The sequence below is a fragment of the Acinetobacter sp. NIPH1876 genome, assembly GCF_022808535.1.
Classification (GTDB): domain Bacteria; phylum Pseudomonadota; class Gammaproteobacteria; order Pseudomonadales; family Moraxellaceae; genus Acinetobacter; species Acinetobacter higginsii.
Window position 1 is genome coordinate 135,395 of record NZ_JALGBR010000012.1, and the last position, 17,196, is coordinate 152,590.

At 43.4% G+C, this 17,196-nt stretch carries 20 protein-coding genes; 14 read left to right on the forward strand and 6 right to left on the reverse strand.

What is annotated here, in order from left to right:
- The 3 genes from MN869_RS14450 to MN869_RS14460 all read left to right on the forward strand — a co-directional run bounded on the left by MN869_RS14450 (position 1) and on the right by MN869_RS14460 (position 2,094).
- Positions 1-948 carry a pirin family protein gene (locus MN869_RS14450; RefSeq protein ID WP_243308439.1) on the forward strand — a complete coding sequence of 316 codons (948 nt, stop codon included), beginning with the start codon at positions 1-3 and terminating at the stop codon, positions 946-948.
- Positions 945-1,343, forward strand: a complete 399-nt coding sequence (locus tag MN869_RS14455; protein ID WP_243308441.1) for an OsmC family protein — start codon at positions 945-947, stop codon at positions 1,341-1,343. The genes MN869_RS14450 and MN869_RS14455 overlap by 4 nt, the downstream gene beginning before the upstream one ends.
- Positions 1,344-1,440: 97 nt before the next feature.
- The gene (locus MN869_RS14460) at positions 1,441-2,094 is read left to right on the forward strand and encodes a glutathione S-transferase (RefSeq protein ID WP_243308442.1); all 654 of its coding nucleotides are present in this window, start codon (positions 1,441-1,443) and stop codon (positions 2,092-2,094) included.
- Positions 2,095-2,150: 56 nt separating this feature from the next.
- Here MN869_RS14460 and MN869_RS14465 read toward each other — a convergent pair whose 3' ends face one another.
- The 3 genes from MN869_RS14465 to MN869_RS14475 form a co-directional block, all read right to left on the reverse strand.
- Positions 2,151-2,762 carry an SPOR domain-containing protein gene (locus MN869_RS14465; RefSeq protein ID WP_243308443.1) on the reverse strand — a complete coding sequence of 204 codons (612 nt, stop codon included), beginning with the start codon at positions 2,760-2,762 and terminating at the stop codon, positions 2,151-2,153.
- Between the two features lie 276 nt (positions 2,763-3,038).
- Entirely contained in the window at positions 3,039-4,829 is a 1,791-nt protein-coding gene (argS, locus tag MN869_RS14470) for an arginine--tRNA ligase (protein WP_243308444.1), read from the reverse strand.
- A gap of 172 nt (positions 4,830-5,001) precedes the next feature.
- Complete coding sequence (locus tag MN869_RS14475; RefSeq protein WP_243308445.1) at positions 5,002-5,922, reverse strand: Dyp-type peroxidase; 921 nt, start codon at positions 5,920-5,922, stop codon at positions 5,002-5,004.
- 157 nt (positions 5,923-6,079) lie between these two features.
- Between MN869_RS14475 and MN869_RS14480 the strand changes: the two genes are divergently transcribed.
- Positions 6,080-6,703 carry a LysE family transporter gene (locus MN869_RS14480; protein WP_243308446.1) on the forward strand — a complete coding sequence of 208 codons (624 nt, stop codon included), beginning with the start codon at positions 6,080-6,082 and terminating at the stop codon, positions 6,701-6,703.
- Positions 6,704-6,711: 8 nt separating this feature from the next.
- Here the strand turns inward: MN869_RS14480 and znuB are convergent, their stop codons facing one another.
- From znuB to MN869_RS14495, 3 genes are read right to left on the reverse strand one after another with little or no spacing between them, the layout of a single operon-like run.
- Positions 6,712-7,521 carry a zinc ABC transporter permease subunit ZnuB gene (gene znuB, locus MN869_RS14485; RefSeq protein WP_243308447.1) on the reverse strand — a complete coding sequence of 270 codons (810 nt, stop codon included), beginning with the start codon at positions 7,519-7,521 and terminating at the stop codon, positions 6,712-6,714.
- Positions 7,522-7,524: 3 nt separating this feature from the next.
- On the reverse strand, positions 7,525-8,313 hold the full coding sequence (gene znuC, locus MN869_RS14490; RefSeq protein WP_005200711.1) for a zinc ABC transporter ATP-binding protein ZnuC: 789 nt from the start codon (positions 8,311-8,313) through the stop codon (positions 7,525-7,527).
- On the reverse strand, positions 8,286-8,783 hold the full coding sequence (locus MN869_RS14495) for a transcriptional repressor (RefSeq protein ID WP_167250937.1): 498 nt from the start codon (positions 8,781-8,783) through the stop codon (positions 8,286-8,288). The genes znuC and MN869_RS14495 overlap by 28 nt, the downstream gene beginning before the upstream one ends.
- A 220-nt stretch (positions 8,784-9,003) precedes the next feature.
- Between MN869_RS14495 and MN869_RS14500 the strand changes: the two genes are divergently transcribed.
- From MN869_RS14500 to MN869_RS14545, 10 genes are all read left to right on the forward strand, one after another.
- Positions 9,004-9,843 (forward strand): metal ABC transporter substrate-binding protein, encoded by an 840-nt coding sequence (locus MN869_RS14500; RefSeq protein WP_243308448.1) that lies wholly within the window; start codon positions 9,004-9,006, stop codon positions 9,841-9,843.
- Positions 9,844-10,013: 170 nt separating this feature from the next.
- Positions 10,014-10,412 (forward strand): ATP synthase subunit I, encoded by a 399-nt coding sequence (locus MN869_RS14505; RefSeq protein WP_004801974.1) that lies wholly within the window; start codon positions 10,014-10,016, stop codon positions 10,410-10,412.
- A 100-nt stretch (positions 10,413-10,512) separates the two neighbouring features.
- The gene (atpB, locus tag MN869_RS14510) at positions 10,513-11,388 is read left to right on the forward strand and encodes a F0F1 ATP synthase subunit A (RefSeq protein WP_004801976.1); all 876 of its coding nucleotides are present in this window, start codon (positions 10,513-10,515) and stop codon (positions 11,386-11,388) included.
- A gap of 82 nt (positions 11,389-11,470) precedes the next feature.
- Positions 11,471-11,716: a F0F1 ATP synthase subunit C gene (gene atpE, locus MN869_RS14515; protein WP_000424060.1), complete on the forward strand. Its 246-nt coding sequence runs from the start codon at positions 11,471-11,473 to the stop codon at positions 11,714-11,716.
- Between the two features lie 39 nt (positions 11,717-11,755).
- A complete protein-coding gene (locus MN869_RS14520) occupies positions 11,756-12,226 on the forward strand; it encodes a F0F1 ATP synthase subunit B (protein ID WP_004801977.1) in 471 nt (156 codons plus the stop codon).
- A gap of 11 nt (positions 12,227-12,237) precedes the next feature.
- On the forward strand, positions 12,238-12,774 hold the full coding sequence (locus MN869_RS14525) for a F0F1 ATP synthase subunit delta (protein ID WP_171552418.1): 537 nt from the start codon (positions 12,238-12,240) through the stop codon (positions 12,772-12,774).
- 42 nt (positions 12,775-12,816) lie between these two features.
- Complete coding sequence (atpA, locus tag MN869_RS14530) at positions 12,817-14,361, forward strand: F0F1 ATP synthase subunit alpha (protein ID WP_004801981.1); 1,545 nt, start codon at positions 12,817-12,819, stop codon at positions 14,359-14,361.
- Between the two features lie 89 nt (positions 14,362-14,450).
- Positions 14,451-15,320, forward strand: coding sequence for a F0F1 ATP synthase subunit gamma (gene atpG / locus MN869_RS14535; RefSeq protein WP_004801983.1), 870 nt, complete (start codon positions 14,451-14,453; stop codon positions 15,318-15,320).
- A 27-nt stretch (positions 15,321-15,347) separates the two neighbouring features.
- Positions 15,348-16,742 carry a F0F1 ATP synthase subunit beta gene (gene atpD, locus MN869_RS14540; protein ID WP_004801985.1) on the forward strand — a complete coding sequence of 465 codons (1,395 nt, stop codon included), beginning with the start codon at positions 15,348-15,350 and terminating at the stop codon, positions 16,740-16,742.
- 28 nt (positions 16,743-16,770) lie between these two features.
- Positions 16,771-17,190, forward strand: coding sequence for a F0F1 ATP synthase subunit epsilon (locus MN869_RS14545; protein WP_004801986.1), 420 nt, complete (start codon positions 16,771-16,773; stop codon positions 17,188-17,190).
- The last annotated feature ends 6 nt before the right edge of the window (positions 17,191-17,196 follow it).

Consider the following 17,196-nt stretch of genomic DNA (forward strand, 5'->3'; position numbering starts at 1 on the left):
ATGAGCAATAATAACGACTACGATATTTCTGATTCAAAAGACTGCGAAACATATATTAATCAATTTATTCAGGAATTTACCATTCGTTCTGCCGAAATTGGCAAGGGAACCGTGATTAAACGTGCTCTGCCGAGTCGACAAAAACGCTTGGTTGGGGCATGGTGTTTTCTAGATCATGCTGGGCCTGTGAGTTTTCCAGCGGGCGATGGTTTAGATGTGGGACCGCATCCGCATATTGGTTTGCAGACTTTCACATGGATGATTGAAGGCACCATGATGCATACCGACAGTCTGGGTTCAAAACAATTAATCCGTCCGAAGCAGGTCAACTTGATGACGGCTGGTCACGGGATTTCACATACCGAAGTTGCACCCGATACCGAAACTAAAATGCATGCTGCTCAGCTTTGGATTGCTTTACCAGATAACAAACTGAATATGTCGCCTAAGTTTGAGCACTATCCAGAATTACCAATCGTGAATAAAGATCAGGTTGAATTTACGGTACTGGTCGGAGATTTCCTCGATACAACTTCACCTGTGCAAGTGCATACGCCTTTGGTTGGGGTAGATCTGACTGCACAAGCCGATACCAAAACCCGTATTCCACTCAATCCAAAGTTTGAATATGCTTTTATGGCGTTGGAGGGCACGGCTCGCGTCAATGGTCATGAGCTGACTGCCGATAATATGGTGGTTTTGGAAACTGGACTCACTGAAATTGAAGTCGAGTTAACTCAAGGTCATCGCGTGTTATTGATTGGTGGTGAACCGTTTGAATCGCCGATTTTACTATGGTGGAATTTCGTAGGGCGTACCATGGAAGAGTTAAAGCAAGCGCGTGAAGACTGGATTAATCACGATGCTCGTTTTGGGGAAATTCCAGATTACCAAGGTAAACGCCTAGAAGCACCTGTATTACCTGATCAAATGAGGGCATCAAAATGAGTATTATTGCTAGTGCAACCGTCCAGACTTTGCCTGAACCTTGGAAGGGGGCGGTGAAGAGTGGTACACATCAATTTCTTACTGATAAGCCAGAACAGTTTGGTGGACACAATACAGGTCCTGCACCTTATGATTTCCTCACCACAAGTCTGGCCTCCTGTACCATGATTACCTTGCGAATGTATGCGCAGCATAAGGAAATCGATTTGGGTGAGTTTGCGGTGGAAGTGGACTTCCATACTAATCGGGAACAGCAGGAAAGAATTGAGCGTCGAGTAATATTTAAACAACCTGTTTCACAAGACTTACAAGAAAAGCTTCTCAATGTCTGTAGCAAAACGCCTGTTACTAAAACTTTGTTACGTAGTTTAGACATACAGACCATGATTCTTTAAGACTAAAGTGCTATTGTGCTTGGGCAAAACATAATTCTAAGCGTAGCTATGAGAGGGACTAAAACCATAGTTACGCAGCTAAAAAGCAGGCACAAAAATGATTACCTTACATTACCTACAATGCTCACGTTCGTTCCGCATCTTGTGGGCGTTAGAAGAACTTGGTGTGGATTGCCAAGTTGAGTATTACCAAAGGTCAGCCAGTTACGCAGCGCCAGAAAGCCTTAAACAAATTCATCCTCTCGGTAAAGCACCTATTTTGGTCGATGGGGATGATGTGATTGTTGAATCTGCTGTGATTCTAGATTATTTACAACAGCAGTATGATCTTCAAAGCACATTTAAACCTCAACAGGCATCTGATCAACGTCAATATTTGTACTGGATGCATTATGCAGAAGGTTCATTGATGCCTTTATTGGTCATGACCCTAGTGATGAATAATGTCAGCAAACACGTTCCTTGGGTGATTCGTCCGATTGCGGAAAAAATTACCGATGGTGTTAAAGCTGGCTTTGTCCGTCCACGAGTGAAAGAACATATATTGTATCTTGAGGATTATTTGTCAAAACATGATTATTTTGCAGGTGATTTTTCTTTTGCAGATATTCAAATGGCCTTTCCACTGATTGCGATTCAGAACCGCTTACATGGTAAGTATCCAAACATTCAGGCTTTTGTACAACGTGTTCAGCAGCGTCCAGCTTTTCAACGTGCTGAACAAGGAACGCTGCATTCTCAATGCGCATAAATTTTTAAGCATAAAAAAGGGAACTAATTGTTCCCTTTTTTATTGTGACTCTATTTTTAGCGTTTAATGACAATTGAATCAATGCCGCTATGTTGTAAGGTCTGTTGAGCAGCAAGCGCAGATTCTTGGCTGTCATAAGGCCCAGAGAACACACGATACCAAGTTTGGCCATTTTCAACGCTTTTCACCACATCTGCAGATAAACCATTCAGGATGATTTCTGCACGACGTGCGTCAGCACTGTCTGGGTCAGGGTAGCTACGTACTTGTAAAATATAAGTCGCATGTGCAGGCGCTGCAGCTTGTTCACTAGGGGTGATGCCACTTGGATCTTCTGTTGTTGTGGTTTCAGGTTTTGGTGACTCGATAATCACAACATTGCCCTGAGGTTTGGCCTCAGGCACAGCTTGTTCAGGAATTGGGGTTACCTGCTGTTGCGGAAGTAAGTCATAAAAACGGTAGTCTTTATTGGTATTTTCTTCTTCATAGTGTTCAGACGTTACCTGATTTTTTGCAGGAACAGGCTGCCATGGTTGCCAAAGCATGAGCATCACGGCAGCGCACAGGATCGCGAGAACTGCGACAAGCATTCCTAACCACTTCGGAATGAGTGGTTTTTTAGGCTTGTTTGGTCGTTCAGATACACCACGTTGCGTTTTTCCAAACACCAGAAATTCCTCTTGATCCTATTAGGTTATTTGTAACTTGAATCTGCTTAAAAACAAAGCATTATGTTTGAAAATAATGCTTTGTTTACCATATTGTTTAACAATCATGGTTTAAGTTTACATGTGTTTAAAGCGTTACTTTGCTGATTACCGCTCACCTCAGGCATAGCCTTCGGTCTTGCGACGATGTGCAAAGCGTTGCTTTGCTATTTACATCGTTACTTCGGGCACAGCCCTCCGTCTTGCGACCATGTGTGAAGCTTTCGCTTCACTTTTTTACATGGTCTCAGGAGCGGATACACCGAGTAATTCTAGGCCATTGCGTAAAACTTGCTGTACATTGATTGAAAGCAATAAACGTGCTTGTGTAAGCGCTACATCATCACCCAAAACCTTATGCTCATTATACCAAGCATGGAATAGCGCAGCTAACTCTTTAAGATAGTTCCCAATTTGGTGTGGTTCATAGACATTTGCCGCACGGACTAAAATATCAGGATAAGCAGCAAGCTTAGACAGAATTTCTGTTTCAGCATCAAGTTCTAAACGATTGGCTTGCTCGCGTGCTGCAACAGCATCAAAATTGATCCCTGTCGTAGCTGCTTTTTCTAACATACGACAAATACGTGCATGGGCATATTGAATGTAATACACAGCATTGTCCTTGCTTTGTGAAACCGCAAGGTCTAGGTCAAAGTCGATGTGTTGTTCAGACTTACGCATCACATAGTAGAAACGCGCGGCATCATTACCCACTTCTTTACGTAGATCACGTAAAGTCACGAACTGACCCGAACGAGATGACATTTGTACCATCTCGCCACCACGCCACAAGCTCACGAACTGAACCAAAAGTACAGTCAGTTTCTTCGAGTCGTAGCCCATGGCATCAATCGCTGCTTTGACACGTGAGATATAACCGTGGTGGTCAGAACCCCAAATGTCAATCAGGTCGGTATAGCCACGTTGTAATTTATTTAAGTGATAAGCAATGTCAGAAGCAAAGTAAGTGGTTTGACCATTACGACGTTTCACTACGCGGTCTTTTTCATCACCAAATTCAGTTGATTTAAACCAGATGTTACCATCTTTTTCATAGAGGTAGCCACGTTGGTCCAGAGTCTCTAGTGCTTCGTCAATTTTGTCGGTCAATGAGTCTTCACTGAACCATTTATCAAAGGTCACGCCAAAGTCAGCCAAGTCATCTTTGATGTCATCTAAGATGGCATGCAAGGCTGCTTGATGGAAAACACGGTAGTCCGCACCCAAGTGTTGTTGTGAGTTTGCAATCAAACCATCGATGTGTTTTTCTTTGTCGCCGGAAAGGACAACTTTGTTGCCCTCTGCGTCGAGTTCTTCAGCGTATTGAACATCTTCTGGTACATCTTTATAAATGTCAGCAACTGCACGAACATGTGCATTGCCATCTTTATCAATAATTTCTTGTGCAATTTCTTTGACGTAATCGCCTTGGTAGGCATTTTTAGGGAAAACTAAGGTTTGTCCTGTCAATTCTAAATAACGTAAATAAGTTGAAGTCGCCAAAATGTCCATTTGACGGCCTGCATCATTGACATAATATTCACGATCAACTTTGGCACCCGTTGCTTCTAATAGATTCGCAACGGTCATGCCATAAGCAGCACCACGACCATGGCCGACGTGCAGACTAGAAGTTGGGTTTGCAGAGACAAATTCGACTTGGATTTTTTTAGCTGCATTGGCTTGGCTACGACCATAGTCATTTTTTTGTGCTTGGATTTGATCAAGCACTGCATAGCGTTGGTCTGCATTTAAAAAGAAGTTGATAAAACCCGGACCTGCAATTTCTGCTTTGGTAATGTCAGCCACTTCTGGGAGGGCTGCCAAGATTTTTTCAGCAAGATCGCGAGGTTTCATCCCTGCAACTTTTGAGCCGATCATGGCGATATTTGAAGCAAAGTCTCCGTGACTTCGGTCTTTGGTACGGGTTAAATGGCTCGTGTTGGTCCAATCTGAAGGAAGTACACCTTGTTGTTGCAGGGTTTGTACCGCATGATCGAGAGCTGCTTGTATTGCCGTATTCATAGTTACCGAAAATAAATGTCGCGGAAAAACGACCAATATAGCAAATTTTATCGGCTTAAGGGGAGTGGGATTTGTGCGGAATTAACATATTCACATAAATCTTTTTGCAGTGAGTAGCAACTTGGTGATCATGCAGATGCTATGTTATTGATAAACATAGCATCTGATGGTTTTAATCTTCTAAAATCTGTTCTAATAATTCATCGCTTGGCGCGAAATAATAAGCACCATCAATGGCAGTGGTGAAATGCAGCAAGCGATCATGAATACCATCACCTGTGGTCCCAAACATACGTTTCAGCATCTCGTCAATAATGCTTAAATTATTGGTGTAAGCGACAAAGAATAAGCCTTGCTCACCTTTGCCATCACCATAAGGCAGGCTGTGACGCAAGATTTCCATTTCCTCACCTTCAGCGTCTTCAACCACGGTACGTGCCACATGTGAGTTTTCTGGTTTCACATCATCATCAAGCTCAATTGATTCAAGTTTGGTACGGCCAAACACATGTTCTTGTGCATCGACTTTGAGCATTTGCCATTTTGTAAGATCATGAATATAACGCTGTGCAAAGATAAAGCTGCCATCGGCAAAGGCACCTGCTGTTGCTGGAAGTAATGCTGCTTCTGCGCGGTCATCTGGAAATTGTGGATTCTCGGTTCCATCAATAAAGCCGGTCATATCGCGGCCATCAAAGAAGCGGAAGCAAGCACGCTCTTCCAAAACTTCGACTTTATCTTGAATGCCGTTAAAAAAAGCTTGGCTCATGGCAAAACAAATATCTGCACGGGCGCTGGCGAGATGAATAAATACATCAGCAGGCACCACTGGCATATTAAACGCACCCTGTTGCGGATCGAGCTGTTTAAATCCTTCAGGTGTTTGTGAGTTGAGTTGCGCCCAAAGTTCGGGACCAAACGCGATGGCTGTTTTAATCTGGTCATTGGGGTGCTGTGTGATTAAACGGTCACGGGTCGAAAGGAGTGCTTCAATCTGTTGTTTTAATTCGGCAATGCTTAAATCTTTTAAACGTAAAACAATAAAGCGGGCGTGGTCAGAAGGTAATGGAAGAATGACAGATTGCGCAGCCATTAAAAACTCCTTAGTTATTTTTAAGGGGAAAACAATAATTGTGCCTGATGTTATGTGGGCTGAGTAGCTTATTTGCTAAATTTTCTTGCCTAAAATATCAATGCGATGCGCTGATAAAACGGTATAATTCACCTTTTATTGTTCGACCGTCGTTGTTATGTCTTTGCAGATTTGGTTTGCTTTTATGTTGGCATGCTGGGTGATTAGTATCTCACCAGGCGCAGGCGCAATTGCCTCAATGTCGAGTGGGTTAAACTATGGATTTCGACATGGCTATTGGAATGTCATAGGCCTACAAGTGGCTTTATTGATACAAATTCTGATTGTGGCAGCAGGTGTTGGTGTGCTGTTTGCGACAACACCTTGGGCTTTTCAGGTGGTGAAATGGTTTGGCGTCGCTTATTTGGTTTATTTGGCGTATAAGCAGTGGACTGCACCGATTCAGGCGATCGAGATTCGACAGGAACAACCTCAATCCGCTTTAGCCTTAATATTGAAAGGCTTTGTGGTGAATATGAGTAATCCTAAAGCCATTGTATTCTTGTTGGCTGTTTTACCGCAATTTCTGGATTTGAGTCGACCGCAATGGCTGCAATACTTCATCATGGCGGTCACGATGGTGACGATCGACCTGATTGTCATGGCGGGCTATACTGGGTTGGCTTCGAAAGTATTGAGACTGCTTCGCTCACCGACACAGCAAAAATATTTAAATCGTGGTTTTGCGGTGATGTTTAGTGGTGCAGCACTTTTACTCAGTGCGATCCAACAGTCAAGCTGACTGCCCGATTAGGCAGATTGAGCTTGGCTTTTGAGTTTTTGCGTGATGAAAATAGCGGCAAAGCAAAGTGCCATACATAGCACAATACTTAAGCCTGTAGAAATATTCAGTGCAGCACTTGACCATAGACCAACCGTAACCCCGAGCTGTGCCAACACAAATGCCCAAACCACCATTTGTTTTGGTGAGTGCGCCAATAAGCGTGCACTCAAGGCGGGAATCACCAGTAAAGCACCCATCAATAATGAACCGACTGCACGTAACGCCAATACGGTAAACAGTGCCAATAACAACATGAAGATCAAACGTTGCCAGTTCGCACTCACGCCTTCACTCATGGCGATATCTGGATCAATCGCAATTTGAATCTGCGCTGACCACGAACGATAAAGTACGATTAATGCACCTGCAATCACCATTGCAAACATTGGTAAATCAGCCCACTCGATACTCAGCAGATCACCAAACAAATAGCTAAGCAATTCAGGACGCAAACTTGGTACTTGTTGAATCAGTAGCAGACCAGAGCAGAGTAGGGTGGCAGAGCTTAAAGCGAGTAATGCATCATTGGGTAGGCGTGAATCGTGCAAAACCCAAAGAAGAGCAACCAGCAACAGCGCCAGACAGGCAACACCCAGCCAAAAAGGTAAATTCAGAATCCCTGCAACCGCGACACCAAGTAAGGTGCCGTGCGCCATGGTGTCGGCAAAAAAAGACATTCTTCGCCACAGCATCAAACAGCCGAGAGGAGCGGTCAGAAAAACCAGCAGTGACCCCATGATCCAAGCAGGGAGGAGGAGTTGTAACCATTCCATCATGGCTTAGACCTTTGGCTCAGGGTGAATGTGTGGGCGTGGATCGTGCGAACACGGTTCGGCATGATCACTATGCCCACAGTGATTGTGATGATGCTGATAGAACATACGTTGAGTGCCAAAAATCGCTTGGTATTCTGGATGCTGTTGAATACTTTCAGGTAAGCCACTGCAACAAATATGTTTGTTCAGGCAGACCACGCGATGTGTACCTTGCATCACCCATTGCAAATCATGTGACACCATCAACACAGCACAGCCATAGCGTTCAGGCAAACTGCGGACATATTCATAAAGCTCAGCTTCGGACTGAATATCCAAGCCTTGCATTGGTTCATCTAGTACTAAAATATCGGGTTGACGTAATAAAGCACGCGCCAGTAACACCCGTTGCCGTTCACCACCTGAAAGCTGCTGTACTTTGGATGACTGTAATTTTTGAATGCCTGTGTCGCGAATAATCTCTTCGCGTAACGCCTGTTCGCAGACTTCTAGATCCAGCAAATCTTGTACACGTAAAGGGAGGCTCGCAGAAGGGTTAAACTTCTGCGGAACATAGGCCATTTTTAATTTTTTAGAAAAGTGAATTTTGCCTTTATTCGGCGGCATGATACCCAGTAGCACTTTGATCAATGTAGATTTACCTGCGCCATTGGGACCAATCAACGTCACAATTTCTTTTGCTTGCAAGGCAAAATCTACATTTCTTAAAATATCCAGCTCATCACGACGAACTGAGATTTTCTCCAGCTGAATAAGTGGAGTGCTTACTGGCGTGTGCTGCACTGATGACATTTTCCAGAGATTTCAATAATGCTATGTTGCGCTAAAAACTGGTCTGATGACGCAAGTTGATCGAGTTGCTGGATCAGGCCTTGAGCTGATGCTTCTTTCACAGAATGACATTCCGTACAGATCAGAAAAGCCGCTTGATGACCTTCACGCGGATGACAGCAAGGGATATAGGCATTAATAGACGTGAGTCTGTGGATTAAGCCTTTTTCTAATAAAAAGTCTAAAGTACGGTATACCGTAGGAGGCGCAGCAGGGCGGTCTGCTTGACCTTTAATTTTAGCCAATAAATCATAGGCACCCATTGGGGCAGAGGCATTTAAGATGAGTTCAAGCACTTCTTTACGCAAAGGTGTCAGACGAGCGCCAGTCGCAGTACATAACAGTTCTGCTTCGGCAAGGCGCGCTTTAATATCGTGATGACCGTGAACACCATGTAAAGCATTGTCATGTTCATGTGAACAAGAACTCATAGATTGACCTCATTGTTTTTGTAGGGCTGATTGAATTTTCACTGACATGAAGTGTCTGAATCGTACTCCAATCGCCCCGCTATCATAACATGCTATTTATGATAACTATCTATATAAGTTAAATGCACGATGGATAGTGCAGCGAATCTAAAAATAGACATAGGCATTTTTTAACTTTTGTTATATTATAACATGCTTCGTTAAATTGAGTAATGTTGTGATGTCTCGCCTATTTGTTTTTGTCTTGTTTTCGATGTTAAGCACATGGGGCTGGACACAAAGCTTGGTGGTTTCAACACACCCAATTTATTTGATTGCCAAACAAGTAACGGACGGGATAGAAGAGCCGATTCTGTTATTAAAAGATCAAAGTGGTCATGACGTACAACTCACACCAGCACACCGTAAAGCGATTCAAGATGCCTCTTTGGTGATTTGGTTGGGTAAAGCGCATGAAGCTCCACTCGAAAAAATGCTCAATCAGAACCGTAAAGCAATCGCAATCTTAGATTCAGGCATTTTAACGACCTTACCATTGCGTAATTTACGTGGCGCTTCTATGGCGAACACGGTTGATAGTCATGTTTGGTTGGACCCAAATAATGCGGTACGTATTGCTTTCTTTATTGCAACTTTGCGTTCGCAGCAATATCCAGAAAATAAAGCCAAATATATGGCCAATGCGAAAGAGTTTTCGCAACAAATGCTGCAAGCCTCTCAACAGTATGAAAGCTCAAATAAGGCTAAAAACTATTGGTCTTATCATGATGCCTATCAATACCTAGAAAGAGCATTAAACCTGAAATTTGCAGGCGCGTTAACCGATGACCCACATATTGCACCGACTGCAGCCCAAATTAAGTACTTAAGAGACAATCGTCCGCAAAATAAAATGTGCTTATTGGCCGAAACGACAGCAAGTGCCAGTCAGTACCAAAAAATGAACCCAGTAGTTTTCCAATCCGTTGATGAAAGCATGCGTGGTGAAGACAATTTTGTAACAGCATGGCAAAAATTGGCTTTAAAAACCGATAAATGCGTAATAAGTGCACAAAATTGATCAAAAAAATAAAAATCAATTGACTCTAACGTCAAAAAATATGGTAACGAAAAAAGCAGACTTAAGTCGAGAAAAGATTGCATGTTCAGGGGTGTAACTCTATAATGCCTGCGATTCGAAACGATCATGATTAAAACTTGTCAAGCAGTTCTGCTGTAAGTGGGTAAAAAATGAGCCAAACTAGTCGCATGATTGACCGACGATTAGCAAAAGCTTTGGTCTTCTTACAAGCATGTATGATTCCTGTTGCCGCTTTACTGGCATGGGCAATGAAAGATACAACTGCTGCTTTGAGTGCTGCGCTTGGGGCTTTGGTATGTTGGTTGGCACATTGTTATTTTGCTTGGCAGTCGTTTAGAACGGCAGGCGCAAGAGCATCAAAACAAGTCATGCTGAATATGTACCGAGGAATGCTCGGTAAGTTTGCGATTGTGATCGTGGGTTTTATATTAATTTTGAGCAATGTTAAACCGCTGTCACCGGTTGCATTGTTTTGTGGATTTATTCTCGTACAAGCGATGTCGTGGGTCGCGCCATTTTGGGTGGCACGTCTACAAAAACGAGGGTAAAGCACATTTTGAGATTTTTGGAAGTAGAGGCGGGATCTTTGCCATCCGCTTGATTCGTTTCTACTTCTTTTTAATGATTGACATTGACCAGGTGTGATTTATGGCTGCTGAAGAACATGCCCTGACTTCGACCGAGTATATCAAGCATCACTTGACCAATATGACCTATGGCAAAATGCCTGATGGTACATGGAAATTGGCTGAGACTGCTGAAGAAGCTCATTCGATGGGGTTCACTGCAATTCACTTGGATTCAATGGGTTGGTCTATCGGACTTGGTGTGATTTTCTGTTTGTTGTTTTGGACAGTTGCGAGAGCTGCGAATGCAGGTGTTCCAACTAAATTCCAATCAGCGATTGAAATGATTATCGAGTTTGTAGACTCAAGTGTTCGTGATACTTTCCACGGCAAATCACGTTTAATTGCACCCTTGGCATTAACCATTTTCGTGTGGATTTTCCTCATGAACGCAATGGACTTAATCCCTGTTGACTGGATCCCGTATACAGCTCAATTGATTGGTGCAAACGTATTTGGTATGGACCCTCACCACGTTTACTTCAAAGTTGTTCCATCTACTGACCCGAACATTACCCTTGGTATGTCGTTGTCTGTATTTGTTTTAATTTTGTTCTATAGTATTCGTGAAAAAGGGATCGGCGGTTTCGTCGGTGAATTGGCACTTAACCCATTCAACCCAAGTAACAAATTTGCAAAAGCGTTATTGATTCCAGTGAACTTAATTTTGGAATTAGTAACTTTCCTTGCTCGTCCAGTTTCGTTAGCTCTACGACTGTTCGGTAACATGTATGCGGGTGAGTTGATCTTCATCTTGATCGCATTATTGCCGTTCTGGATCCAGTGGGCGTTATCTGTGCCTTGGGCTATTTTCCACATTCTTGTAATCACGTTGCAAGCATTTATCTTTATGATGCTGACCATCGTTTACTTGAGCATGGCAAGCGAAAAGCATTAATGGTATTGCCTAACTATCACCTGATCGTTGGGCTTAAATTTTAGTTTAATTTGGTAATAACCTAACCTCTGAGGAATTTTTCATGGAACTCACTTTAGGTCTAGTTGCAATTGCATCTGCTATCTTGATCGCTTTCGGTGCTTTAGGTACTGCGATTGGTTTTGGTCTTTTAGGCGGTCGCTTCTTAGAAGCTGTTGCTCGTCAACCAGAATTGGCTCCACAACTTCAAACTCGTATGTTCTTAATTGCGGGTCTTCTTGATGCTGTGCCTATGATCGGTGTTGGTATTGGCTTGTTCTTCATCTTCGCTAATCCATTTGTAGGTTAATAGCTTAATTCCTAAATCCACATATTGAGGAATAGCGAAATGAATATCAACCTCACATTGATTGGCCAAGCAATTGCATTTGCGATCTTTGTCGCATTCTGCATGAAGTTTGTTTGGCCTCCACTAATCAATGCGATTAGTGAGCGTCAGCGTAAAATCGCTGATGGCTTAAACGCTGCTGAAAAAGCAAAAGCTGACCTTGCTGATGCGCAAGCACAAGTTAAGGCAGAATTAGACGCAGCGAAAGCACAAGCGGCTCAATTGATCGAACAAGCGAACCGTCGTTCAGCACAATTGATCGAAGAAGCGCGTACCCAAGCATCTGCTGAAGGTGAGCGTATTCGTCAACAGGCGAAAGAAACTGTTGATCAAGACATCAATTCTGCTCGCGAAGAATTACGTCAACAAGTTGCTGCTTTGGCAGTTGCTGGTGCAGAAAAAATTCTGAACCAACAAGTTGACGCAGAAGCTCATAATGCCATGCTGAATCAGCTGGCTGCTAAACTTTAAGCGAGGCGAATATGGCTGAACTCTTGACGTTAGCACGCCCGTACGGCAAAGCAGCATTTGCTTATGCATCTGAGCAGAATGCAACTGACGCTTGGTCAAATGCGTTACAACTGCTCAGTGCTGCGGTGCAAGATGAAGCATTTTCCGCTTATTTAAATCGCCCTGAGCTGACTCCTGCGGAACAAGTAGGTCTTTTTGCCAAGGTTTTAGGTGAAGATCAAACTCAATCAGTGTCTAACTTTTTGACATTGCTTGCAGATAATGATCGTTTAGTTTTATTGCCTGAAATTGCAACAGAATACGAACTACTTAAATCGCAGAACAACAACACATTGGAAGTAGAAATTGAATCTGCTTTTCCAATCGATGCGACACAAGAGCATATTTTAGCTCATGCGCTTGAAAAACGTTTTAACAGAACAGTTCATGTCACTGTTAACGTTAATCCAGCGTTGATCGCAGGTGTTGTGATTCGTGCAGGCGACCAAGTGATAGATGACTCTGCGCTTAACAAGCTTGAAAAAATGCGGACTCGTCTTCTTGCGTAATAGCAAAAAGACTGAACTTAAAAAAGATTGAGGAATAGCGCAATGCAACAACTGAATCCATCCGAGATCAGTGCGCTCATTAAACAGCGTATCGGCGATCTGGACACCAGCGCGACCGCGAAGAATGAAGGTACCATCGTCATGGTATCTGACGGTATCGTGCGCATTCACGGTCTTGCAGATGCAATGTACGGTGAAATGATCGAATTCGACGGCGGCTTATTTGGTATGGCACTGAACCTAGAACAGGATTCAGTGGGTGCCGTTGTTTTAGGTAACTACCTAAGCCTGCAAGAAGGTCAAAAAGCTCGTTGCACAGGTCGTGTATTAGAAGTTCCGGTTGGTCCTGAACTTCTTGGCCGTGTCGTAGACGCTTTGGGTAATCCAATTGATGGTAAAGGCCCAATTGATGCAAAATTAACTGATGCTGTTGAAAAAGTAGCACCAGGTGTAATTTGGCGTCAGTCTGTCGACGAACCTGTTCAAACTGGTTATAAATCAGTTGATACCATGATCCCTGTAGGTCGTGGTCAGCGTGAGTTGATTATTGGTGACCGTCAAACTGGTAAAACAGCAATGGCGATCGATGCGATCATCGCTCAGAAAAATTCTGGCATTAAATGTGTATACGTTGCGATTGGTCAAAAACAATCAACAATTGCAAACGTGGTACGTAAGCTAGAAGAAACTGGCGCTATGGCGTATACAACTGTTGTCGCAGCTGCGGCCGCTGATCCTGCAGCAATGCAGTATTTAGCTCCGTACTCTGGCTGTACAATGGGCGAATACTTCCGTGATCGTGGTGAAGACGCGTTAATCATTTATGATGATTTGTCTAAGCAAGCTGTTGCTTACCGTCAAATTTCATTACTTTTACGTCGTCCACCAGGTCGTGAAGCGTATCCAGGTGACGTATTCTATCTTCACTCGCGTCTTCTTGAACGTGCTTCGCGCGTTTCAGCTGATTATGTTGAGAAATTCACGAACGGTGCAGTAACTGGTCAAACTGGTTCTTTAACTGCGTTACCGATCATTGAAACTCAAGCTGGTGACGTATCTGCATTCGTACCAACCAACGTAATTTCGATTACTGACGGTCAGATCTTCTTAGAAACATCATTATTCAACGCAGGTATTCGTCCTGCTGTGAACGCGGGTATCTCTGTATCACGTGTTGGTGGTTCTGCTCAAACGAAGATCATCAAAAAATTGTCTGGTGGTATCCGTACCGCTTTAGCACAATACCGTGAATTGGCTGCGTTTGCTCAGTTCGCTTCTGATCTTGATGAAGCAACTCGTAAGCAACTTGAGCATGGTCAACGTGTAACTGAGTTAATGAAGCAAAAACAATATGCTCCTTACTCAATTGCTGACCAAGCTGTTTCTGTTTATGCATCTAACGAAGGCTATATGGCTGACGTAGAAGTGAAGAAAATCGTAGACTTTGATGCTGCGTTAATTTCTTACTTCCGTTCTGAACAAGCTGCGTTAATGCAACAGATCGATGAAACTGGTGATTATAACAAAGACATCGAAGCAGCAATCAAATCAGGTATTGAAAGCTTCAAAGCGACTCAAACTTACTAATTTTAGCAATAGCTAAAACTTTAGTTAAGTTTGGTTCACGGATCAACCTTCGGAAGCTCGCAAGAGCTTTCGAATACTAGGTTAAGCGTATGGCAAATTTAAAAGAAATTCGCGCCAAAGTAGCTAGTATCAAGAGCACGCAAAAGATTACTCGCGCGATGCAAATGGTAGCTGCTTCTAAAATGCGTCGTGCGCAAGAGCGCATGGCTCAGGGCCGTCCGTATGCCGATAATATGCGCCGTGTAATTGCTCACTTAGTCCAAGCAAACCCTGAATACAAACACCGTTATATGGTTGAGCGCCCTGTTAAGCGCGTTGGCTATATTGTGGTGTCTTCAGATCGTGGTTTGGCGGGTGGCTTAAACATTAACTTGTTTAAGAAAGTTGTGCAGCATGTCAAAGCACAACAAGAGCAGTCAATTGAAGTTGAATTTGCTTTGATTGGTCAAAAAGCGGTTTCGTTTTTTAAGAGCTACGGCGGTAAAGTGCTCGGTGTGACCACTCAGTTGGGTGATACACCAAGTTTGGAACAGTTAACAGGCTCAGTGCAAATTATGCTTGATGCATTTGATAAGGGCGAATTAGATCGTATCTACCTCGTATCAAATGGCTTCATCAATGCAATGACACAACAGCCTAAAGTAGAACAACTCGTTCCTTTAGCACCAGCAGAAGAGAGTGATGACCTTAACCGTACTTATGGTTGGGATTACCTCTATGAACCAGAAGCAGAAGAATTGTTAAATGGTTTGTTGGTCCGCTATATCGAGTCTATGGTTTATCAAGGTGTGATTGAAAACATCGCCTGTGAGCAATCTGCACGTATGGTCGCTATGAAAGCAGCGACTGACAATGCGGGCGATCTCATCAAGAGCCTACAACTCATTTATAACAAGCTGCGTCAAGCCGCGATTACTCAGGAAATTTCCGAGATCGTTGGTGGTGCCGCTGCCGTTTAACATTATTTTTGAATTGAGGAGACAGCAATGAGTAGCGGTCGTATCATTCAGATCATCGGCGCGGTTATCGACGTCGAGTTTGAACGTAATAGCGTTCCTAAGATCTATGAAGCTCTCCAAGTTGATGGTACTGAAACGACTTTGGAAGTTCAGCAACAGCTTGGTGATGGTGTCGTTCGTACCATCGCAATGGGTTCTACTGAAGGCCTTAAACGCGGTCTTAACGTGACTAGCACTGGCGCACCGATTTCTGTTCCAGTTGGCCCAGCTACGCTTGGTCGTATTATGGACGTTTTGGGTCGCCCGATTGATGAAGCGGGTCCTGTAGCGACTGAAGAGCGTTTGCCGATTCACCGTCAAGCACCTTCTTATGCTGAACAAGCAGCTTCGACTGATCTTTTAGAAACTGGTATCAAAGTCATCGACTTACTTTGCCCGTTTGCGAAAGGTGGTAAAGTTGGTTTATTCGGTGGTGCGGGTGTTGGTAAAACCGTTAACATGATGGAGTTGATCAACAACATTGCGAAAGCACACTCAGGTTTATCTGTGTTTGCTGGTGTTGGTGAGCGTACTCGTGAAGGTAACGACTTCTATCACGAAATGAAAGATTCTAACGTTCTTGACAAAGTAGCAATGGTCTACGGTCAGATGAATGAGCCACCAGGTAACCGTTTACGCGTAGCGTTAACTGGTTTGACCATGGCTGAATATTTCCGTGATCAAAAAGACGAAAATGGTAAAGGTCGTGACGTATTATTATTCGTCGACAACATCTACCGTTATACACTTGCGGGTACTGAAGTATCAGCATTGTTAGGTCGTATGCCATCTGCAGTAGGTTACCAACCGACACTTGCAGAAGAAATGGGTGTTCTTCAAGAGCGTATTACGTCTACTAAGTCTGGTTCGATCACTTCGATCCAAGCAGTATACGTACCTGCCGATGACTTAACAGATCCATCGCCTGCGACAACATTTGCTCACTTAGATGCAACAGTTGTATTGAGCCGTGACATCGCATCTTCTGGTATTTATCCAGCGATCGATCCACTTGACTCAACTTCACGTCAGTTAGATCCATTGGTTGTTGGTGCTGAGCATTATGAAATTGCACGTTCTGTACAGAACGTATTGCAACGTTATAAAGAGCTTAAAGACATCATCGCAATCTTGGGTATGGATGAGTTAGCTGAAGAAGACAAATTGGTTGTTTACCGTGCGCGTAAAATCCAACGTTTCTTCTCTCAACCGTTCCACGTAGCTGAAGTATTTACTGGTGCGCCTGGTAAATTAGTACCACTTAAAGAAACGATTCGTGGCTTTAAAGGTCTATTAGCTGGTGAATACGACCACATCCCAGAACAAGCGTTCTATATGGTTGGTGGTATTGACGAAGTGATTGCTAAAGCCGAGAAACTTTAATTAGCAACTCTAATTTAAGGAGATTCTCATGGCGACTATGCAGTGTGATGTCGTAAGTGTTAAAGAGTCAATTTACTCTGGACAAGTTACGATGTTAATCGCAAAAGGTGCGGGCGGTGAACTTGGTATTTTACCAGGGCATGCACCACTCGTAACTTTACTTCAACCGGGCCCGATTCGTGTTCAGTTGGAAAATGGTACAGAAGAAATCGTTTATGTATCTGGCGGTGTGTTAGAAGTTCAACCTCATGTTGTTACCGTACTTGCAGATACTGCAGTTCGTGCTGACAATTTAGATGAAGCTGCAATTTTGGATGCTCGTAAACAAGCTGAAGCATTGCTAGCAAATCAAAAGAGTGACCTGGACTCTGCTGCTGCACTCGCATCTCTATCTGAGATTGCAGGTCAGCTCGAAACGATTCGTAAGATGAAAAACCGCGCATTGTAATTTGCA

Bases quoted from the DNA above. Each gene is read 5' to 3' on its own strand.
- MN869_RS14450 (WP_243308439.1), top strand. From the start codon at position 1: ATGAGCAATAATAACGACTACGATATTTCTGATTCAAAAGACTGCGAA.
- MN869_RS14455 (WP_243308441.1), top strand. From the start codon at position 945: ATGAGTATTATTGCTAGTGCAACCGTCCAGACTTTGCCTGAACCTTGG.
- MN869_RS14460 (WP_243308442.1), top strand. From the start codon at position 1,441: ATGATTACCTTACATTACCTACAATGCTCACGTTCGTTCCGCATCTTG.
- argS (WP_243308444.1), bottom strand. From the start codon at position 4,829: ATGAATACGGCAATACAAGCAGCTCTCGATCATGCGGTACAAACCCTG.
- MN869_RS14475 (WP_243308445.1), bottom strand. From the start codon at position 5,922: ATGGCTGCGCAATCTGTCATTCTTCCATTACCTTCTGACCACGCCCGC.
- MN869_RS14480 (WP_243308446.1), top strand. From the start codon at position 6,080: ATGTCTTTGCAGATTTGGTTTGCTTTTATGTTGGCATGCTGGGTGATT.
- znuB (WP_243308447.1), bottom strand. From the start codon at position 7,521: ATGATGGAATGGTTACAACTCCTCCTCCCTGCTTGGATCATGGGGTCA.
- znuC (WP_005200711.1), bottom strand. From the start codon at position 8,313: ATGTCATCAGTGCAGCACACGCCAGTAAGCACTCCACTTATTCAGCTG.
- MN869_RS14495 (WP_167250937.1), bottom strand. From the start codon at position 8,783: ATGAGTTCTTGTTCACATGAACATGACAATGCTTTACATGGTGTTCAC.
- MN869_RS14500 (WP_243308448.1), top strand. From the start codon at position 9,004: ATGTCTCGCCTATTTGTTTTTGTCTTGTTTTCGATGTTAAGCACATGG.
- MN869_RS14505 (WP_004801974.1), top strand. From the start codon at position 10,014: ATGAGCCAAACTAGTCGCATGATTGACCGACGATTAGCAAAAGCTTTG.
- atpB (WP_004801976.1), top strand. From the start codon at position 10,513: ATGGCTGCTGAAGAACATGCCCTGACTTCGACCGAGTATATCAAGCAT.
- atpE (WP_000424060.1), top strand. From the start codon at position 11,471: ATGGAACTCACTTTAGGTCTAGTTGCAATTGCATCTGCTATCTTGATC.
- MN869_RS14520 (WP_004801977.1), top strand. From the start codon at position 11,756: ATGAATATCAACCTCACATTGATTGGCCAAGCAATTGCATTTGCGATC.
- MN869_RS14525 (WP_171552418.1), top strand. From the start codon at position 12,238: ATGGCTGAACTCTTGACGTTAGCACGCCCGTACGGCAAAGCAGCATTT.
- atpA (WP_004801981.1), top strand. From the start codon at position 12,817: ATGCAACAACTGAATCCATCCGAGATCAGTGCGCTCATTAAACAGCGT.
- atpG (WP_004801983.1), top strand. From the start codon at position 14,451: ATGGCAAATTTAAAAGAAATTCGCGCCAAAGTAGCTAGTATCAAGAGC.
- atpD (WP_004801985.1), top strand. From the start codon at position 15,348: ATGAGTAGCGGTCGTATCATTCAGATCATCGGCGCGGTTATCGACGTC.
- MN869_RS14545 (WP_004801986.1), top strand. From the start codon at position 16,771: ATGGCGACTATGCAGTGTGATGTCGTAAGTGTTAAAGAGTCAATTTAC.